Source organism: Xanthomonas arboricola (assembly GCF_002940665.1).
Taxonomy (GTDB): domain Bacteria; phylum Pseudomonadota; class Gammaproteobacteria; order Xanthomonadales; family Xanthomonadaceae; genus Xanthomonas; species Xanthomonas arboricola_B.
The window spans coordinates 861,755-880,192 of the sequence record NZ_MIGY01000003.1 but is presented as its reverse complement, the minus strand read 5'-3'; the positions used below and the strand labels follow the sequence as shown (position 1 = coordinate 880,192).

At 66.9% G+C, this 18,438-nt stretch carries 13 protein-coding genes and 1 riboswitch; of the genes, 10 read left to right on the top strand and 3 right to left on the bottom strand.

Annotation, left to right across the window (positions count from 1 at the left end; genetic code table 11):
- The first annotated feature begins 147 nt into the window (after nt 1-147).
- Nucleotides 148-384 carry a hypothetical protein gene (locus tag XarjCFBP7645_RS17565; RefSeq protein ID WP_104538510.1) on the top strand — a complete coding sequence of 79 codons (237 nt, stop codon included), beginning with the start codon at nt 148-150 and terminating at the stop codon, nt 382-384.
- A 321-nt stretch (nt 385-705) separates the two neighbouring features.
- The gene (locus tag XarjCFBP7645_RS17560; protein ID WP_104538509.1) at nt 706-1,683 is read left to right on the top strand and encodes an NAD(P)H-quinone oxidoreductase; all 978 of its coding nucleotides are present in this window, start codon (nt 706-708) and stop codon (nt 1,681-1,683) included.
- A gap of 264 nt (nt 1,684-1,947) precedes the next feature.
- Here XarjCFBP7645_RS17560 and XarjCFBP7645_RS17555 read toward each other — a convergent pair whose 3' ends face one another.
- The gene (locus tag XarjCFBP7645_RS17555) at nt 1,948-2,346 is read right to left on the bottom strand and encodes a VOC family protein (RefSeq protein WP_104538508.1); all 399 of its coding nucleotides are present in this window, start codon (nt 2,344-2,346) and stop codon (nt 1,948-1,950) included.
- 399 nt (nt 2,347-2,745) lie between these two features.
- Between XarjCFBP7645_RS17555 and XarjCFBP7645_RS17550 the strand changes: the two genes are divergently transcribed.
- A complete protein-coding gene (locus XarjCFBP7645_RS17550; protein ID WP_104538507.1) occupies nt 2,746-3,681 on the top strand; it encodes a Gfo/Idh/MocA family protein in 936 nt (311 codons plus the stop codon).
- A gap of 133 nt (nt 3,682-3,814) precedes the next feature.
- Here XarjCFBP7645_RS17550 and XarjCFBP7645_RS17545 read toward each other — a convergent pair whose 3' ends face one another.
- Nucleotides 3,815-5,185 carry an alpha-amylase family protein gene (locus XarjCFBP7645_RS17545; protein WP_181126414.1) on the bottom strand — a complete coding sequence of 457 codons (1,371 nt, stop codon included), beginning with the start codon at nt 5,183-5,185 and terminating at the stop codon, nt 3,815-3,817.
- A 408-nt stretch (nt 5,186-5,593) separates the two neighbouring features.
- Between XarjCFBP7645_RS17545 and XarjCFBP7645_RS17540 the strand changes: the two genes are divergently transcribed.
- The gene (locus tag XarjCFBP7645_RS17540; protein WP_104538505.1) at nt 5,594-6,139 is read left to right on the top strand and encodes a DUF2058 domain-containing protein; all 546 of its coding nucleotides are present in this window, start codon (nt 5,594-5,596) and stop codon (nt 6,137-6,139) included.
- A gap of 57 nt (nt 6,140-6,196) precedes the next feature.
- Complete coding sequence (locus tag XarjCFBP7645_RS17535; RefSeq protein WP_104538504.1) at nt 6,197-6,754, top strand: DUF3228 family protein; 558 nt, start codon at nt 6,197-6,199, stop codon at nt 6,752-6,754.
- A gap of 405 nt (nt 6,755-7,159) precedes the next feature.
- Here the strand turns inward: XarjCFBP7645_RS17535 and ahcY are convergent, their stop codons facing one another.
- Nucleotides 7,160-8,602, bottom strand: a complete 1,443-nt coding sequence (gene ahcY / locus XarjCFBP7645_RS17530; protein WP_104538503.1) for an adenosylhomocysteinase — start codon at nt 8,600-8,602, stop codon at nt 7,160-7,162.
- A 31-nt stretch (nt 8,603-8,633) separates the two neighbouring features.
- Nucleotides 8,634-8,747: riboswitch (S-adenosyl-L-homocysteine riboswitch) on the bottom strand.
- Nucleotides 8,748-8,935: 188 nt separating this feature from the next.
- Between ahcY and XarjCFBP7645_RS17525 the strand changes: the two genes are divergently transcribed.
- From XarjCFBP7645_RS17525 to XarjCFBP7645_RS17505, 5 genes are all read left to right on the top strand, one after another.
- Complete coding sequence (locus XarjCFBP7645_RS17525; RefSeq protein WP_429001477.1) at nt 8,936-11,410, top strand: S9 family peptidase; 2,475 nt, start codon at nt 8,936-8,938, stop codon at nt 11,408-11,410.
- Nucleotides 11,411-11,675: 265 nt separating this feature from the next.
- Entirely contained in the window at nt 11,676-14,390 is a 2,715-nt protein-coding gene (ppc, locus tag XarjCFBP7645_RS17520) for a phosphoenolpyruvate carboxylase (RefSeq protein WP_104538501.1), read from the top strand.
- Nucleotides 14,391-14,521: 131 nt separating this feature from the next.
- The gene (locus XarjCFBP7645_RS17515; RefSeq protein WP_181126371.1) at nt 14,522-15,094 is read left to right on the top strand and encodes a TetR/AcrR family transcriptional regulator; all 573 of its coding nucleotides are present in this window, start codon (nt 14,522-14,524) and stop codon (nt 15,092-15,094) included.
- Entirely contained in the window at nt 15,091-16,128 is a 1,038-nt protein-coding gene (locus XarjCFBP7645_RS17510) for a DUF4105 domain-containing protein (RefSeq protein WP_104538500.1), read from the top strand. The genes XarjCFBP7645_RS17515 and XarjCFBP7645_RS17510 overlap by 4 nt, the downstream gene beginning before the upstream one ends.
- Nucleotides 16,125-18,149 (top strand): alpha/beta fold hydrolase, encoded by a 2,025-nt coding sequence (locus tag XarjCFBP7645_RS17505; RefSeq protein ID WP_181126370.1) that lies wholly within the window; start codon nt 16,125-16,127, stop codon nt 18,147-18,149. The genes XarjCFBP7645_RS17510 and XarjCFBP7645_RS17505 overlap by 4 nt, the downstream gene beginning before the upstream one ends.
- The last annotated feature ends 289 nt before the right edge of the window (nt 18,150-18,438 follow it).

Genomic DNA, 18,438 nt, shown 5'->3' with positions numbered 1-18,438 from the left:
GGATGTCCTGCATTCGGCTGCATCGCCGGGAGATCGTACGGGTCCGCGCCACGCACACATGGTTGGGGCTGCTTGGGGCGCCAGTCTTGGTATGCCGCGTACGCGGTAAGCTCACGGCTACCCCACGCCATCTGATCGGAGCGCGACATGCAGGAACAGGAAATGGATGTAATCGCCGAATCGCTGGGCCGCATCTGGGTTGCATTGGCGCGCAGCGTCGGCGACCTGGCGCTCGCCCTGGCCGAGCAACCCGGCGTGGACGGCAACAAGTTGCTGAGGGACTTTGCCGCACGCCTGCCTTCGGATCAGGATGACGGGACCTCCAAGGTGTTCGAGGCGATCCGCCAGTACATCGACCAGGATGCCGCTCCAAGCGCGGAGTGACTGGTTGCCACCTGCGTCTGCCATGCAGGCGCGCGTGGTCAGGTGCTGTGGTCTTGCAGTGCGCTGGCAGCGGAGTGACGGCCGGATCTGCGGGCCTGCAGGCGATCGCCGCGTGGCGGCGACCGCGCCTCGCATCAATCCGGTAAATCGCTCCTGTTGCCGCACTGCTCAGCGCGTGATGCCGGCCATCGTGCAGTTGCTTGCCCTGAAGCGGTAGCGAGGTGGTTACGCTGCGCGTGCGTGACGTGTCGCGACCGGGCTTGCGCCAGGCGTTGACGCAGGCAGCTCTACACTGGGCGCACTTTCTACGGAGTGCTGCGCATGAGCGATACCACGATGACCGCAATCGCCATCCGCGATGGCAAGGGCGATGCGGATGCGCTGTACGCCAGCGAGCAGCCGCGCCCGCGCCCCGCGCCGGGACAGGTGCTGATCCGCGTGCATGCGGCCGGCATCAATCGTCCCGATCTGCTGCAGCGCGCCGGTCACTATCCGCCGCCGCCGGGCGCGCCGCAGACGCTCGGGCTGGAAATCGCCGGCGAGATCGTGGAGCCGGCCGGTCGCTGGAAGGTCGGCGATCGGGTGTGTGCGCTGCTGGGCGGCGGCGGTTACGCACAGTACGCAGCGGTCGATGCGCGGCATGTGCTGCCGATTCCGCCGGGCATGGATCTGGCGCATGCCGCCGCGCTGCCGGAAACCATCTTTACCGCGTACACCAACCTGTTCGAGCACGGCCGGCTGGCGGCCGGGGAATGGCTGCTGCTGCACGGCGCCACGTCCGGGATCGGCGTGACTGCGATCCAGATGGCCAAGGCCGCAGGTGCACATGTGCTGGCGACCGCGCGTTCGGCAGGCAAGGCGGCGCAGGCGCGCGAGCTGGGTGCCGATGTGGCGATCGATTCCACCACCGAATCGTTTGTCGACGCGGCCAAGGCGCACGGCGGGGTGGATGTGTCGTTGGACATGGTGGGCGCTGCGGTGTTCGCCGACACCCTGGAAGCGCTCAATCCGCGCGGGCGCATCGTCTACATCGCCTCGCAGGCCGGCTCGACCATCGAGGTGCCGATCCCGCTGCTGATGCGCAAGCAGGCGATCCTCACCGGCTCGACGTTGCGCCCGCGCAGTGCCGACGAGAAGGCACGCCTGGCCGCGGAAGTGGAGCGCGTGGTGTGGCCGTGGATCGCGCAGGGCAAGCTGCGCGTGCTGCTCGACAAGCGCTTCCCGCTCAACGAAGCCGCTGCAGCGCATCGCTATCTGGAGCAGGGCAGCCACCTGGGCAAGGTCGTGCTGGAGATGTGAGTGGATGCGGCCACCTGTCTGTCCTGCGAACTCAGGTCAGACAGGTGGCGACGCGGAAGTTTCTGGGCGTGGCATTGCTGGCATCCACCATGGCGGTGCGCAGCGCGGGCATCGCGTACGCGGAGACGTGGATCTGCCGGCCTCTGCCCGGTTGCCAGTGGTCAGCGCCAGTGCGCCGATGGCGCCGGAGCGCATTCTGCAGATCAGTCTCGTGCTCACGCCGCGCACAGATGCAGCCGCGCAACGGCAGGCAAGCACCTGCGCTCAGACCGTCGTATCGACCACCGCTTCGAGGTGGTGCCCGTCGGGATCGATGACAAACGCAGCGTAGTAATCGTTGCCGTACTCCGGCCGCAGGCCGGGCGCACCGTTGCAGCTGCCGCCGTGCTGCAGCGCGGCCCGATGGAAGGCATCGACCGCCGCCGCATCGCTGGCGGCGAACGCCAGATGGAAGCCAGCCCCCGGCGCGCATTGCGCTGCCTGGCGCTGCTTCAACGCCAGGCTGTCATCGCCGCCAGGCCGGCCGTAACCGACCGCCTGATCGGGCGTGCCCGGCTCCAGGTCGGACCACACCCGCACATAACCGAGTGCGCCAAGCACGGCGTCGTAGAAGGCGGCCGACGCCTCGATTGAGCGAACGCCCAGCGAAAGGTGATGCAACATCGGTGTGATCCTTCAAGGGTGGCGGCAGATCCGGGTGCTGGCGGCGATCGTGGTCTGCGCCGGCGCTTGCGTCAATTGACGTGTCGGCAGGATGGGCCGGGCCGCGTGCGCTTTGTGATCCTGAGATGCGCCGTCTTCGGCTGGTTGCGACAAGCCGGCCGACACATGAGCAATGGTGCCGCCATAAAAACGCAGCGATGGCTGCCTTTACACGGCCACCGGGCGGCGCAGGTATAGCAAAACAAGCAGGAGCGATGTCTCGCAGCGAACCGCAGCCTGACCTTACACTGCGCCGTTGCGTGCGCTGGTGCAGCGCGCCGTTGCCGCAGGCTCCGTGCATGCGCCTGAAACGGGCGATCGCGCGGGTCCCGCCACTTCACCCTCAGCCCGAAGGTTTCGATGAAGCATCCAGACGCATTGCGCATTGCCCTTGTCGGCATCGGCAAGATCGCCCGCGACCAGCACGTGCCCACCATCGCCGCGCGCGCCGATGTGCAGCTGGTGGCCACCGTGAGCCGGCACGGCACGGTCGATGGAGTGCCGGCCTATCACAGCCTGGAAGAGGCCTTCGCGGCGCATCCGCAGATTGAAGCGGTGGCGCTGTGCACGCCGCCGGTGGGGCGGCATGCGCAGGCACAGGCCGCGCTGGCCGCCGGGCGCCATGTGTTCCTGGAAAAACCCCCAGCCGCCACCCTGGCCGAGATCGACGATCTGCGCGCGTTGGCGCAGCGTGCGCAACGCAGCCTGTTCACCAGCTGGCATTCGCGCTGCGCCGCTGCCGTGGAGCCTGCGCGGGCGTGGCTGGCCGACAAGCAGATCCTGCGCGCGCACATCACCTGGAAGGAAGACATTCGTCATTGGCACCCGGGCCAGGACTGGATCCTGGAGCCGGGCGGCATGGGCGTGTTCGACCCCGGCATCAATGCGCTGTCCATCGTCACGCATCTGTTGCCGCGCCCCTTCGCGCTGCGCGAAGCGGAGTTGCACACGCCGGAAAACCGCCAGGCACCGCTGTATGCCAGGCTCGGTTTTGTCGATACTGCAGGCGTGCCGGTGACGGCGGAACTGGATTTTCTGCAGACCGGCCAGCAGCGCTGGGATATCGAAGTGGACACCACCGCTGGCCTGCTCGTGCTCAGCGAGGGCGGTGCCAGGTTGAGCATCGATGGCCAGCCGCAACCGGTGGAGGCGGCCAGCGAGTACGACGGCTTGTACCGGCGTTTCGTGCAGCTTGTGCGCGCCGGCGAATCGGAGGTGGATGTCACCCCGTTCGTGCATGTGGCCGATGCGTTCATGCTCGGCGCGCGCAAGGTCACCGCGCCGTTCGCCTGGTAGCCGGTCGCACCATCCAACGTGTTGCAACATCCACAACACCGGCGATAAGCCGGTGTTTTCCTGTGTCGGAGGCCGCGTGTCTTTGCGATCGGGCTCCAACCACGCAGCGGACGCCGCGTGCTCGCCCGACAGCTCAGCGGCGCCACATACGCGCACCGCGCGCCGGCAGCGTAAAGGTGTAGGAGCCGCTGGAAATACGCACCACGCTGCCCGAGCCCAGTGCATCCACATAATCCGCGTTCCAGTACAGCACGCTGCCATTCATCGCCACGGTGGTGGTGACCGGATTGCCGCACTTGTTGATGCCGACGATGCCCAGGCTGCCGCGCCGGAACAGTACATGGCAGGAACTGGACGACAGCATCTGCATGTCGCTGCCTTGCACGCCGTTGTGGAAGCCGATCATGCGGCGCAGGTCGTCGCGCAGATAGGCGTTGATCCAGCGGTTGTCGCCGCTTTCGTTGTTGTCGGTGTAGACCATCGGCATGCCGCCGTTGCGGCCGATCAGATATGCGTATGCCAGGGTCTCGTCGACAGGGTCGAGGATGGCGTAGCGGAAGCCGGCATTGTTGGGGATGTCGTGGGTGACGGCGAAGGTCACCGCGCGATTGCCTGGCAAGGCCTGGCCGGTAGATGCGGGATCGACCAACTGCTGCAGGCTGGCGCCGACGGCGAACGCATTGCGCACCGCGTTGAACAACGGAAAGTCGTAGGCCGCATGCGGCGTGGACTGCAGGTACGGCGCCAGGAACTGGTCGTAATCGCCATTGCCGGTACCGCCGCCGGTGATCAATTCGCCGAACACATAGACGCCGGAACGAATGCCTGCATCGAACACCCGATTGAGATGATCGAAGCTCATATGCTTGGCCGCATCGACACGGAAGCCGGTCACACCCAGGCCCTTCAGCGCTTGCAGATAGGCGCGCTGCTGCTGCACCACCCAATCGTTGCCGAGCAGGTCCGGCAGGCCCGGATCGCTGCCGCCACCGCAGATGCGATAGGTGCGCACCTGGTAGGCATCGTTGTAATTGGTGATGCACTGTGCCGGACCGAAATCGCTGGCGCTCAGAAAGTTCGACTGCAAGGTGCCGAACAGACGCAACGTCTCGTAACGGCCGGGATTTGCAGCGTATTGCGCGAGCACGGCGCTGCCGGGGTAATTGAGATCCGAACGTGTCGCCGCCTCGTTGGCCATGTGGTTGAGCACCACATCGGCATAGGTCTCCACACCATTGTCGGCCAATGCCCGCACCATGCGCGAGAACGCGGCGGTGTCGCCCAGCGGGCCATCGATCACGCGCAGATCCTGCGGTTGGTAGCGCGCCCACCATGCGCTGCCTTGCGAGCGATAGGCGGGAGCGACCAATACCTTGCGATAACCGGCGTCGGCAATCTGCCTGGCGCGTGCCTCTACGGTGGCATACGGCCAATTGAAGGCATGCAGGATCACATCGGCCTGCACATTGGCGGTGGTCAGCAGCAGCACCAGCGCGGCGAGCAGCAGCCGCGAGCTGCGTTGAAGCCGCGAGGGCGGGGGTGGAGCGTGCGTATCGCGCATCGGATGGATCTCCAGTCGGTAGGCGCGAGCACACGCATGCTGCACGATGCCCGCATCGAGGCCTCCGGCCCCTGTTCCGGAAAGCGCGCGCACGGCGTGCAGCGCGCGGTGATGCTAAGCGTGCATCGCGGCGCAACATCGCTGTTGTGCATACGTATTCAATGCAGGCGGGTGGGAAAACCCCGGTGCAGGTCGCGCTTTGCGTGGTGCGTCGTCGCAGAACTTGGGAGCTCGCGCATGCGAAGAAGGGCCCGGCAGAATCGGCTACTGCTGCCGGTGGCAGGCTCGGGCAGTCAGGCTGGGTGGCGCGGGGCGCGGTAAACTGGGCGCACATTCACCGGTTCCCTTCCCATGCGCAATCCGCTGCAAGAACAACTGCTCAAGGCCGGCCTGGTCAAGAAGGCCCAGGTGGACAAGGTCGCGCGCGAGCAGAACAAGCAGCGTCATGCCAAGGGCGCGGCCGTGGCACCGGTCGAGGTCGACAAGGTGGACGCGGCGCGGCTACAGGCCGAGCGCGCCGAGCGCGATCGCGCGCTGGCCGAAGAACGCAAGCTGCAGCTGCGGCGGCAGGAAGTGCTGGCCCAGGTCCGGCAGATCGTGGAAACCAACAAGGTCAAGCGCGATGGCGAGATCGACTACCGCTTCAACGACGGCAGCGTCATCCGCAGCGTGCTGGTCAACCCCGCGCTGCGCAGTCAGCTCGCCAGCGGGGCGCTGGTGATCGTGCGGCATGGCGATGGCTTTGAGCTGATTCCGCGCGCCGCCGCCGACAAGGTCTACAGCCGCGATGCGGACAGCGTGGTGCTGGATCACGGCCGTAGCAGCACGCCATCGGCGCCGGACAGCGACGACGACTATTACAGCCAGTTCAAGGTGCCGGACGATCTGATCTGGTAAGTGGTCGCACCGCAGGGCTGCAGGCTACCCTGGCGTTCTTTGTCACCCGCCACCGTCATGTCCATCGTCCTCACACCGTTCGCCCGCACCCGTCTGTTTCCCCGCGATGGTCGTCGCAACGCCATCCGCGATTGCACGCCCGAACAGTTCATCCAGCGGCTCAATGAACAGACGCCGGTGCGCGTGATCGAAGGCTATGCGCCGTTCTGCCAGCTGCATGTGCACCGCAACTGGACCTCGACGCGCTGCCTCACTGCGCCGATCACCGACGACAACCGCCACCAGCTGCGCTCCGGCTACGAGGCACGCAGCACGCAGGAGTTGCCGGTGCTGGTGCGCTGGTTCGAAGGTGTGGAGCCACCGGTAGCGACGTATCTGCTGCCGATCCTCTATAGCCGCGATCAGCTGGCCAAGGAGGGCGCGCCGATCGACGCCGACTGGGGTGTGGTCGGTTGCCTCTACACCAGCGAGCCGGAAGAAATTCCGATGGCGCCCATCACCATGCTGCGCAATGCACTGGGCGTGGACGAGGGCGGCTCCGGCGTGGCACTGGACCGCGACGCTTACCGGCGCAGCGTTGCGTTTTGGGAACGCAATGCGAACTGGCGGCCGTAGCGGGCAGATAGCCGCGACGTGTCATGCAATTCTTTCGCAGGGAAAGCAGCGCTGCTCTTGAGCTCAGGCGGCGCGGTGTCGCTTCGCCGCCGCGGGCGCATCCTTTGGTTGATTGCCGGCACGCAGGGTATGCCGCAAGCCTTGAGCGAGTATCGCACACGGCAACAGCTGACACTCCCACGGCAAAGCTGTCCGGCATGCTGGATTCCATGGTGTATTGCTCGAGGCGTTGCATCCACGCGATGCATGTCGATGTCGATGTCGATGCCGCATGGCGCGAACGCAGATTGATCGCCAGGCGGGTCCGCTTGCACGCGTGGTCATCCGGCATCCTGCAAGGAAAACGGGCGCCTTGCGGCGCCCGTTTTTCACACGTCATTGCACGGGCGACACTCGCCCGATCACTCAGTAACGGTAATGATCCGGCTTGTACGGGCCGGCCACGTCAACGCCGAGGTACTCGGCCTGATCCTTGGTCAGGGTGGTCAGCTTGACGCCGATCTTTTCAAGGTGCAGACGCGCGACTTCTTCGTCCAGGTGCTTGGGCAGGATGTAGACCTTCTTCTCGTAGCTGTCGCGCTTTTCCCACAGGTCGATCTGCGCCAGGGTCTGGTTGGCGAACGAGTTGGACATCACGAAGCTCGGGTGGCCGGTGGCGCAGCCCAGGTTGACCAGGCGGCCGTCGGCCAGCAGGAAGATCGCATTGCCGTTGCCGAACACGTACTTGTCGACCTGCGGCTTGATGTTGATCTTTTCCACGCCCTTCAGCGCGTTCAGTGCGTCGACCTGGATCTCGTTGTCGAAGTGGCCGATGTTGCAGACGATGGCCTGATCCTTCATCGCCTGCAGGTGCTCGACGGTGATGATGTCCTTGTTGCCGGTGGTGGTGACGTAGATGTCGCCGCGGCCCAGGGTGGATTCGATGGTGTTGACCTCGAAGCCTTCCATCGACGCCTGCAGCGCGCAGATCGGGTCGATCTCGGTGACGATCACGCGGGCACCGTAGGCGCGCAGCGAGGCGGCGCTGCCCTTGCCGACGTCGCCGTAGCCGCAGACCACCGCGACCTTGCCGGCCAGCATCACGTCCATCGCGCGCTTGAGGCCATCGGCCAGCGACTCGCGGCAGCCGTACAGGTTGTCAAACTTGCTCTTGGTGACCGAGTCGTTGACGTTGATCGCCGGGATCAGCAGCTTGCCGGCTTCGGCGATCTGGTACAGGCGGTGCACGCCGGTGGTGGTCTCTTCGGAGACGCCCTTCCAGTCCTTGACCACGCGGGTCCAGTAACCCGGACGCTCGACGGCTACGCGCTTGAGCAGTGCCTTGATCACGCCCTCCTCGTGCGAGGAGGCCGGCTCGTCGACCCAGGTGCCGCCGTTTTCGAGCTCATAGCCCTTGTGGATCAGCAGGGTGACGTCGCCGCCGTCGTCCACCACCAGCTCCGGGCCGGTCTGGGTGCCGTCGGGCAGGGTGAAGGTCAGCGCGTCCAGGGTGCAGTCCCAGTACTCTTCCAGTGTCTCGCCCTTCCAGGCGAACACCGGCGTGCCGGAGGCGGCGATGGCGGCGGCCGCGTGGTCCTGGGTGGAGAAGATGTTGCACGAGGCCCAGCGCACATTGGCGCCGATGTCCTTGAGCGTTTCGATCAGCACTGCGGTCTGGATGGTCATGTGCAGCGAGCCGGTGATGCGCACGTCCTTCAGCGGCTTGGTCTGCGCATGCTTGCGGCGGATCGACATCAGGCCCGGCATCTCGTGCTCGGCGATGTCCAGCTCCTTGCGGCCCCAATCGGCCAGGGAGAGGTCGGCGATCTTGTGATCGGTATGTGGGGCGATTTTCGTGACAGCGTTCATGCAATAGCTCCGGTAAGCAGATCAATGTCTGCAATGCGGGGCGCCGTTGAACGATGAATGCTTGTCGAGCCTGGCCGTATTTCCTGCACGTTTCGTGCAGTTGGCAGATCAGTCCGCCATACCGGTCGCAGCGCCCCTCGACGAGAGCGTGGATTATATCGGCAGCACCCCCCTCCGGCATGAATTGGCCGGCTTGACTCGGCACGCCCCCCAACCAACGGCAGGGGGCCGGGGAGCGGGTGACTGCTATGGTCCGGAGTCGATCGACACGGGGGACGGACAATGCAGGCGATAGCGAATGCACGGCACGGCAGGCGGCCGCAGCGATGGGCCCTGGCAGGCGTACTGGCGCTGAGCGCACCACTGGCTGCGGCCGCAGCTGTCGCGCCGGCTGGCCCGCCTGCCGCTGCGGCGAGCACCGGCTACCAACTGCCTTCCAAGGCGCTGCAGGCGGTGGTGGATGCCCCGCGCGCGCCGCTGCTGCACCTGTCGCCCAAACGCGACCTGGGCGCGATGCTGCAGTTGCCGGCGTTGCCGGACATCGCCGAGGTGGCCCAGCCCGAACTCAAGCTGGCCGGCCTGCGCATCCATCCCAAGACGTTCGCCGGCAGCCGGTTCTCCTTTGCCGACAAGCTGTGGCTGCTGTCGGTGGCCGACGGCAGCGAGCGGCAGATCGCCGGGCTGCCGTCACCGTTGTCGCTGGCCACGTTGAGCTGGTCGCCGGATCAGCGCTACCTGGCGTTCCGCCACGAGGACGCGACCAGCGGCGCCAACGAGCTGTGGCTGGTGGACGTGGCGGCCGGGCAGGCGCGGCGTCTCGTGGCCGGTTTGAACACCAGCATCAACGACGATCTGCGCTGGTTGCCCGATGGCAGCGGCCTGCTGCTGCAGCAGCAAGTGGCCGGGCAGGGCGCGCCACCGGCGCGCGAGGCGACCCCGGACGGCCCGGCGATTCAGCAGACCAGCGCCGCTGCCGGCGTGCGCTCGCTGCCGACCTATCAGGACCTGCTGCGCAACGAGGCCGATGCGCGCGTGTTCGAGTATTACGCCACCGGCCAGCCCATCATCGTCAGCGTGAGCGGGCAGGTGCGCCCGATCGCCACGCCCGGCATCTATCTCGACCTGTCGGTGTCGCCGGATGGCCGTTACATCCTGAGCGAACGCAGCGAGCGGCCGTTTTCGTACGTGGTGCCGGTAGACAATTTCGCGCGTCGCATCGAGGTGCTAGACCTGCAGGGCAAGCTGGTGCGGCAGATCGCCAGGCTGCCGTTGGTGGAAGGCCTGCCGACCGGCAACGACGCCGTGCCCACCGGCGTGCGTGACATCGCCTGGCGCGTCGATGCGCCGGCCACGCTGGTCTGGGCCGAGGCGCAGGACGGCGGCGACCCGGCACGCGAGAGCAGGATCCGTGATGCGGTGCTGATGCAGGCTGCGCCATTTACGCGCGCGCCGGTCACGCTGGCGCAGTTGGGTAGCCGCTTCGAAGGCATCCAGTGGGGCCGCGGCGATCTGGCCATCCTCAGCGAAAGCTGGTGGAAGACCCGCCGCAGCAAGCAGTGGCGTATCGCACCGGACCAGCCGCAGCGCCCGCCCGAGTTGCTCTGGGACCGCTCCTCGCAGGACCGCTACAACGATCCCGGCACGCCGGCGACCGTGGCCGACGGCAAGGGCCGCGCGCTGCTGCAGACCGGTGCCGATGGCAACAGCCTGTTCCTGCTCGGCAAAGGCGCCTCGCCGGAAGGCGACCGCCCGTTCGTGGATCGCTTCGATCTGCACAGCAAGCGCGCCACGCGCCTGTTCCATTCGCAGGCGCCGAGTTATTCCGCGCCGCTGGCATTGCTGGATGCGCAGGGCACGCAGTTGCTGCTCAGCCGCGAATCGCCCGAGGAGCCGGCCAACTATGTCGTGCAGGCGTTGGGCGATGCAGCGCCTGCGCCGCGGGCGTTGACGCATTTCGCCCATCCGCTGCCGCAGTTGCGTGGCGCGCAGAAGGAGCAGATCCGTTACAAACGCGCCGATGGCGTGGACCTCACCGCCACGCTGCTGCTGCCGCCCGGTTACGACCCCAAGCGCGACGGCCCGCGGCCGCTGCTGATGTGGGCCTATCCGGGCGAGTTCAAAAGTGCCGACACCGCCAGCCAGGTCACCGACTCGCCCTATCGTTTCAATGCGATCAGCTACTGGGGACCGCAGGCATTTCTGGCGATCGACTATGTGGTGCTCAACAACCCAACCATGCCGATCGTAGGCGAAGGCGATGCCGAACCCAACGACACCTACCTGCCGCAGCTGGTCGCCGATGCGCAGGCCGCGGTGGACGAAGTGGTGCAGCGCGGGGTCACCGACCGCGAGCACATCGCCATCGGCGGGCATTCCTACGGCGCCTTCATGACCGCCAACCTGCTCGCGCATACGCGGCTGTTCAAGGCCGGCATCGCGCGCAGCGGTGCCTACAACCGCACGCTCACACCGTTCGGCTTCCAGGCCGAGGAACGCAACTACTGGCAGGCGCAATCGGTGTATCAGGCGATGTCGCCGTTCAACTACGCCGACAAGATCAAGGATCCGCTGCTGTTGATCCACGGCCAGGACGACAACAACACCGGCACCTTCCCGATCCAGAGCGAGCGCATGTTCGCCGCGATCAAGGGCCTGGGCGGCACCGCGCGGCTGGTACTGCTGCCCAATGAATCGCATGCGTATCGTGCGCGGCAGTCGATCCTGCAGATGCTGGCCGAGAGCGAGCAGTGGTTGAAGACCAATCTCGGCGAGCCGGTGACCGAGACCGGCGCTACGCGCACGCGTTGAGCGATGGTGCGCTGGCACCGGTAGGAGCGCGCTTGCGCGCGACGGGGCATGACCAGGACAGCCACATCGCGTAGGAGCGGGCTTGCCCGCGATGGGCATTACCGGGAAAGCCCCGTCGCGCGCCAGCGCGCTCCTACGAGAGCCATCGGATAAGGGGCACTGGCACATGATGGTTGGTGTTGAAACCGTCGTGCCGGCCGCGATCATCTAATCCTTTTGGGTTAGTCTTCGACGACTTTGCGCTTGAAGAGGGTGTGCGTTTCCGATGAACGAGTACCGCAGCAGTCTTGTGTTCGCCACCCCCGATCTTGCCTTGCGCGACGATGTACGTCGGCTCGGTGCACTGGTCGGTGACCTGCTCGCCGAGCAGGTCTCTGCGGAATTCCTCGATGAAATCGAACGTGTCCGTACCACGGCGATTGCGCGGCGCGAGAGCGATGCACCACCGTCTACGCTGAGCGAACAACTGGCCGGGCGCGAGCCGCGCGAGGCCGAGTCGCTGGTGCGTGCCTTCAGCACCTATTTCCAGGTGGTCAACATCGCCGAGCGCGTGCACCGCATCCGCCGCCGCCGCGAATACCAGCGCAGCGGCACCGACACGCCGCAGCCGGACGGTTTGCACGATGCCCTGCGCCGGCTCAAGGCGCAGGGCGTGACGCTGGACGAACTCAGCGAGTGGTTGCCGCGGATCGACGTGGAGCCGGTGTTCACCGCGCATCCCACCGAAGCGGTGCGCCGCGCGCTGCTGGAAAAAGAGCAGCTGATGGTTGCCAGCCTGGTCGACAACCTGGATGGCATGCGCACGCCCAACGAGCGCACCACCGACGCAGCGCGTTTCCGTATGGCCTTGACCGCGTCCTGGCAGACCGCCGACTCCTCGCCGGTGCGCCCCACCGTGGAGGACGAGCGCGAGCACGTGGGCTTCTACCTCACCCAGGTGCTCTATCGCGTGGTCCCGGTGATGTACGAAACCCTCGAACACGCCATCGAAGAAACCTACGGCAGCGTGCCGACCCTGCCGCGGCTGCTGCGCTTCGGCACCTGGGTCGGCGGCGACATGGACGGCAATCCCAATGTGGATGCCGTCACCATCGCCGGCACGCTGGATGCGCAACGGCGTGCGGTGCTGGACCGGTATCAGAAGGAACTCTGGCAACTGGCCAGCCTGCTCAGCCAGTCGACCACGCTCGTGGCGGTAAGCACGGCACTGAGCGAGCAACTGCAGCGCTACCGCGCGTTGTTGCCGGAAGACGCCGCACGCTCGCGTCCGCGCCACGGCGACATGCCGTACCGGCTGCTCAACGATCTGATGCGTGCGCGCCTGCAGGCCACGCTGGACGATACCGAGGGTGCCTACACCAGCCCGTCGGAGCTGGAACACGACCTGCAATTGATCCTAGACAGCCTGCAGGCCAACAAGGGCCTGCACGCCGGTTGGTTCGCGGTGCGCCGCCTGTTGTGGCGCGTGCGCACCTTCGGCTTCCACCTGGCGCGCCTGGATGTGCGCCAGGAATCGAGCGTGCATGCGCGCGCGGTGGCCGACGCATTGGGCCAGGCGGATTGGGACGAACACGAACCCAAGCAACGCGCTGCATTGCTCGGTCCGTATGCGTCCGGCGAGCAGGCGTTGCCGCGTGCGGATGACGAAGGCAATGCGCGGCTGGATGCGGTGTTCGCCGCGCTCGCCGATGCGCGCAGCCGCCACGGCGCCGATGCGCTGGGCAGCTACATCATCTCGATGGCGCACAACCGCGCCGACGTGCTCACCGTACTGGCGCTGGCGCGCCGCGGCGGCCTGGTCGACGCCGCCGGCGCGGTGCCGCTGGATATCGTGCCGCTGTTCGAAACCGTGGACGATCTGCGCGGCGGTACCGGCACCGTGCAGGATCTGCTGGCCGACCCGGTCTACCGCCAGCATCTGGCCGCGCGCGGCGATACGCAGATGGTGATGCTGGGGTATTCGGACAGCGGCAAGGACGGCGGCATCACCGCCTCGCGCTGGGGGCTGCAGCGCGCGCAGGTGGAGTTGCTCGAGGCCGCCGCCGAGCTGGGTGTGCGGCTGACCTTCTTCCACGGCCGCGGCGGCTCGATCGCACGTGGCGGCGGCAAGACCAGCCGCGCGCTGGACGCCGCACCGCGCGGCAGTGTCGATGGCCGGCTGCGCGTGACCGAGCAGGGCGAGGTGATCCACCGCAAGTACGGCATCCGTGCCCTGGCGCTGCGCTCGCTGGAACAGATGACCGGCGCGGTGCTGTTGTCCAGCCTGCGCCCGCGTGCGCCCGAACCGCGCGAGGATCGCTGGCGGCCGGTGATGGATCTGGTCGCCGAACGCAGCACCGTGGCGTATCGCGCCTTCGTCGGTGCGCCGGATTTCATGCAGTACTTCCGTCGTGCGACGCCGATCGATGTCATCGAACGCATGACGCTGGGCTCGCGCCCGTCGCGCCGGCTCGGCCAGGACGCGGCCTTGTCCAACCTGCGCGCGATTCCGTGGGTGTTCGCCTGGAGCCAGGCGCGTGCGGTGATCCCGGGCTGGTACGGCGTGGGCAGCGGCCTGCAGGCGGCGGTGGATGCCGGGCACGAAGCCACCTTGCGCGAGATGGCGCAGGACTGGCCGTTCTTCCGCACCTTTCTCGACGACGTGGCGATGGTGCTGTCCAAGGGCGATCTCACCATTGCCGAACTGTTTTCGCGGTTGTCGGGCGACCTGCACGAGCGGTTCTTCCCGGGCATCGGCGCCGAACTGGCGCTGACCAAGGGCTGGGTGAAGGCGTTGACCGGCCAGCAGTCGCTGCTGCAGCACGACCCGCGGCTGGCCTTGTCGATCCGCCTGCGCAATCCCTACATCGATCCGATCAGCGTGCTGCAGGTGGATCTGCTGCAACGCTGGCGTGCCACCGACGGCGAAGACGACGAGCTGCTGCGCGCGCTGGTCGCCTGCGTCAACGGTGTCTCGCAAGGCGTGCAGAACACCGGCTGATCCGGTTCGCCGCTGCGAGCGTCGGATCAGATGATCGATCAGGCCGCCCGATCCGACCGTTGGTCGGAGAGGGCGCGGAATCATCAAGCGGACTCTGGTGTAACCGGACAAATCTGTCCGATAATGCCGCGATGACGACTTCCCGCCCTGATGCCGCGCTGCGCCGCCGGCAGATACTCGATGCCGCCGACGAAGTGTTCAGCGAACACGGCGTCAATGCCCCGCTGGAACTGGTGGTCGAGCGTGCCGGCCTTGGCCGCGCCACGCTGTACCGCAATTTCCCCGACCGGCTCGCGCTGATGACCGCGCTGATGACCCGCGGCCTGGACGGCCTGGAGCGGCTGGCCGCCGATCTGGCCGAGCGCCCGGACGGACTGGCCGTGCTGTTGCACGACGTGGCCGAGCACATCGCCCAGTCCGCGCCGCTGGTGGATTTCTGGCGGTCCATCGAACGCGCGCACCCGGCGGTGGAAACCGCCGACCGGCGCGTGGTGAACATTTTCCTGCCGTTCGTGCATCGCGCCCGCGACGCCGGCCTGTGCCGCGCCGATGTCGACGACGAGCAGCTGCTGCTGGTGATCGACATGCTGGGCAGCTGCCTGCGCGGCAATGACGAATCCGAACGCAAACGGCTTGCCCATCGTTCGGCCGATCTGTTGATGCACGCATTGGGCATGCAGGTGCCGGAAGGCGGCACCCGATGAAACCGGCCACGCGTTCGCGCATCGGGCGCTGGTCACTGCGCGCGGCGCTGGTGCTGGCCGCGCTCTGGGGCGGGCTGGCAATCTACTTCGCGCTGAGCGGCAATGCGTTCGTACGCGCGGCGTGGGTGGGCTCGTGGTGCGCCATGGCAATCGCGGCGTTGTGGGGCTTGCGCCGTGGCCGCGAGAACTGGGCCTTGGTAGGCATCTTCAGTGCGGCATTTGCGGTGCTGGCGGCGTCGTGGTGGATGATGCAGCCCAGCCAGGACCGCGATTGGGCCGACGATGTCGCCCAACGGCTGCAGCCCGAGGTGCACGGCAACATCGTCACGCTGCACAACGTGCGCAATTTCGACTGGCATAGCGAAACCGACTACCAGCCGCGCTGGGAAACCCGCCAGTACGATCTGGACCGTCTGGTCAGCGCCGATCTGGCGCTGTCGTACTGGATGGGCCCGGCGATCGCACACACCCTGGTGTCGTTCGGTTTCGACGACGGCTCGCACGTGGTGTTCTCGCTGGAAATCCGCAAGGAGCGCGACGAGTCGTTCTCGGCATTGGGCGGGTTTTTTCGCAGTTTCGAAGAGACCCTGGTCGCCGCCGACGAGCGCGACATCCTGCGCGTGCGCACCAATGTGCGCGGCGAGGACATGTATCTGTATCGGCTGGCGATTCCCAAGGCCGGGCTGCGCCGCATGTTCATGGGCTACGTGGGCCTGGCCAACGACTTGAATCGCGCGCCGGCGTTTTACAACACGCTCACCAGCAACTGCACCACGATCGTGTTTGCGTTGGCGCGGCAATTGCAGCCCACGTTGCCGCTGGATCATCGCCTGCTGCTGTCCGGCTACGCCGACGAATACGCCTACGATCACGATGGGCTGATGCCCGGCTACGACTTCGCGACACTGAAGCAGCGCGGGCATTTCACCGCACGCGCGATCGCCGCCGACAGGGCGGCGGACTTTTCCGAGCGCATCCGTGCCGGCATGCCGCAGGTACCGGCGCCTGCCGTCGCCGCGAGCGTGGCCCGGTGATGCCGCGCCGGCGTGGATGCCGCACCGCTGCAGTGCTGGCGGGCGTGCTGGCGAGCCTGTGGCTGAGCGGCTGCGCGATGGTCACGGTGCAATCGCGCAGCAGCGGCGACTACATCGCGCGCACGCGTGGCGATGTGCTCAGTACCGGCGCGTTGAGCCAGGCCAGTGGCGAGACGGTGCAGGTGGCCGGTCTGCAATCCAAGGCCTGCCGCAGCGACCCGCTGCCCTGCCTGCAGCAACTTGCCAGCGTCGCTGGCATCGGCGATGAGCGCCGGCTGGCAACGCAGGCCGAGCTGTGGACCGCGTATGCGATCGCGCTGGGCGGGCGCGACCCGACAACGATGAGCGACGCCGCAGTCGATGCCTGGCTGGAGGCCGCGCGGCATGCGTACGCGTACCTGTTCTTCGCCGATCGGGCGCCCAGTGCGCGTGCGTTCGAAAATCGCCAGACCCAGGTGCGCGACTACTACAACTACGCGGTGCAGCAGGTGATCGAACGCTTGTTCGCACGCGCGCAGCAGACCGGCCAGACCGAGCGCGAGCCGACCGCCATAGGCCGCTGGCAGGTCGGTATCGACATGTCTGCGTATCGGTTGCCGGGCGGCGGCAACACGCCGCGCGCGATCTTCGCCGCCTCGGCATTGCGCTTCGATGGACTGCGCAGCACGTACCGACGCGACGGCTTCGGTGCGGAGCTGGTGGCCGAGGTGGACCCGCAGGTGGTCGGCGACCCTGCCGGACTGGCCTTGCAACAATCTGCCGCCGCCGCCGCGCCACCGGAGCGTCCGCTGCCCACCTTCAGCGAGATGCCGTACGCGCCGGCAACGCTGCTGCTGCGCTTCGAGGGCGATACGCTGGATGCGGTGCTGCGCGGTCATGCCGCCACCGTGGTGCCATACGACCCGTATCGGCAGAACGAGGTGGTGCTGCATGGCCAGCGCGTGCCGCTGGCGGCCAACTTCACCGCCGCGTATGGCCTGTGGCTGGCCAGATCCGGTTTTGCCGCGCAGTCGCTGCGGTCGATGCTGGGCAGCGCGCGCGGCATCGACCGCCCGCATCTGTATCTGATGCAGCCCTACGACCCGGACCGACGCGTGCTGCTGATGCTGCACGGGCTGGCCAGCAGCCCGGAAGCCTGGGTCAACGTCGCCAACGAAGTCATGGGCGATGAAGCGCTGCGCCAGCGTTACCAGATCTGGCAGGTGTATTACCCCACCAATGCGCCGGTGGCGGTCAACCGCGCCGAAATCCAGGCCCTGGTGGAGCGCAGCCTGCAGCATTTCGATCCGTCCGGCACGGCGGTCGCGTCGCACGACATGGTGTTGATCGGCCACAGCATGGGCGGAGTGATCGGGCGTCTGCTGGTGTCTTCGTCGGGCGATCGCTTATGGAATTCCTTGCTGGAAAATTACCGGCTGGACGGCGAGCGCGGCGCACGCGTGCGTGCGAAGTTGTCGCCGTTGCTGCATTTTTCGCCAATGCCGCAGATCGATCGCGCCATCTTCATCGCCGCGCCGCATCGCGGTACGCCCTTGGCCGAGGGTGGGCTCGGGCGTTTTGTCGGCCGCCTGGTGCGTTTGCCGATCGCCTTGCTGGATCGCTTCGGCGATGTGTTTCAGGAGCTGGCCAGCAGCGCGCGTGGCGGGCAGGGCGGCGACCTGCGACGCAACGGGCGCCTGCTGCCGCCGACCAGCATCGACAACCTGCGCGATAGCGACCCGTTCGTGCGCGCCAGCATGGACCTGCCGATCTCCCCGCAGGTGCGCTACCACACCATCGTCGGGCGCGAAAAACCGCAGGTGCCGCTGGCCGATTCCGACGATGGCCTGGTGCCGTATCGCAGCGCGCATCTGGACGGCGCCGCGTCCGAACTGGTGGTGACCTCCTGGCACAGCGTGCAGGAAACCCCGCAGGCGATTCTGGAGATCCGCCGCATCCTGCACGAGCAGCTGCAAGCGGAAGCGGCAAATACAAACCAGGCGCAGGCCGCGCCCCCGGCTGCGGCGCCTGCGACGTTCTGAGTGCGCTGCACCATCGGTGGAAAGCGTGGCTGCTAGTCACGCACCGCGGGGTGTGGAATTTCCCCGTTGCCAATGCGCACCATTTTCCGGTGCGGGTCCCGGCGTTGCGATCGCTCACGCCTAGACCGGCCAACCTAGGCAACGCGCGGTCATCCGGTGGGTGCGGACGACGCGCAGGAGCGGGAGTGCACGAGCCATGCCGATACCGAGCACCGACCGCCCTGCCTGACGGCGCGCAGTAGTTATGTTGGCCGCTTTTAGCGCGTTGTTTACCTGGCCCGTGCTATCA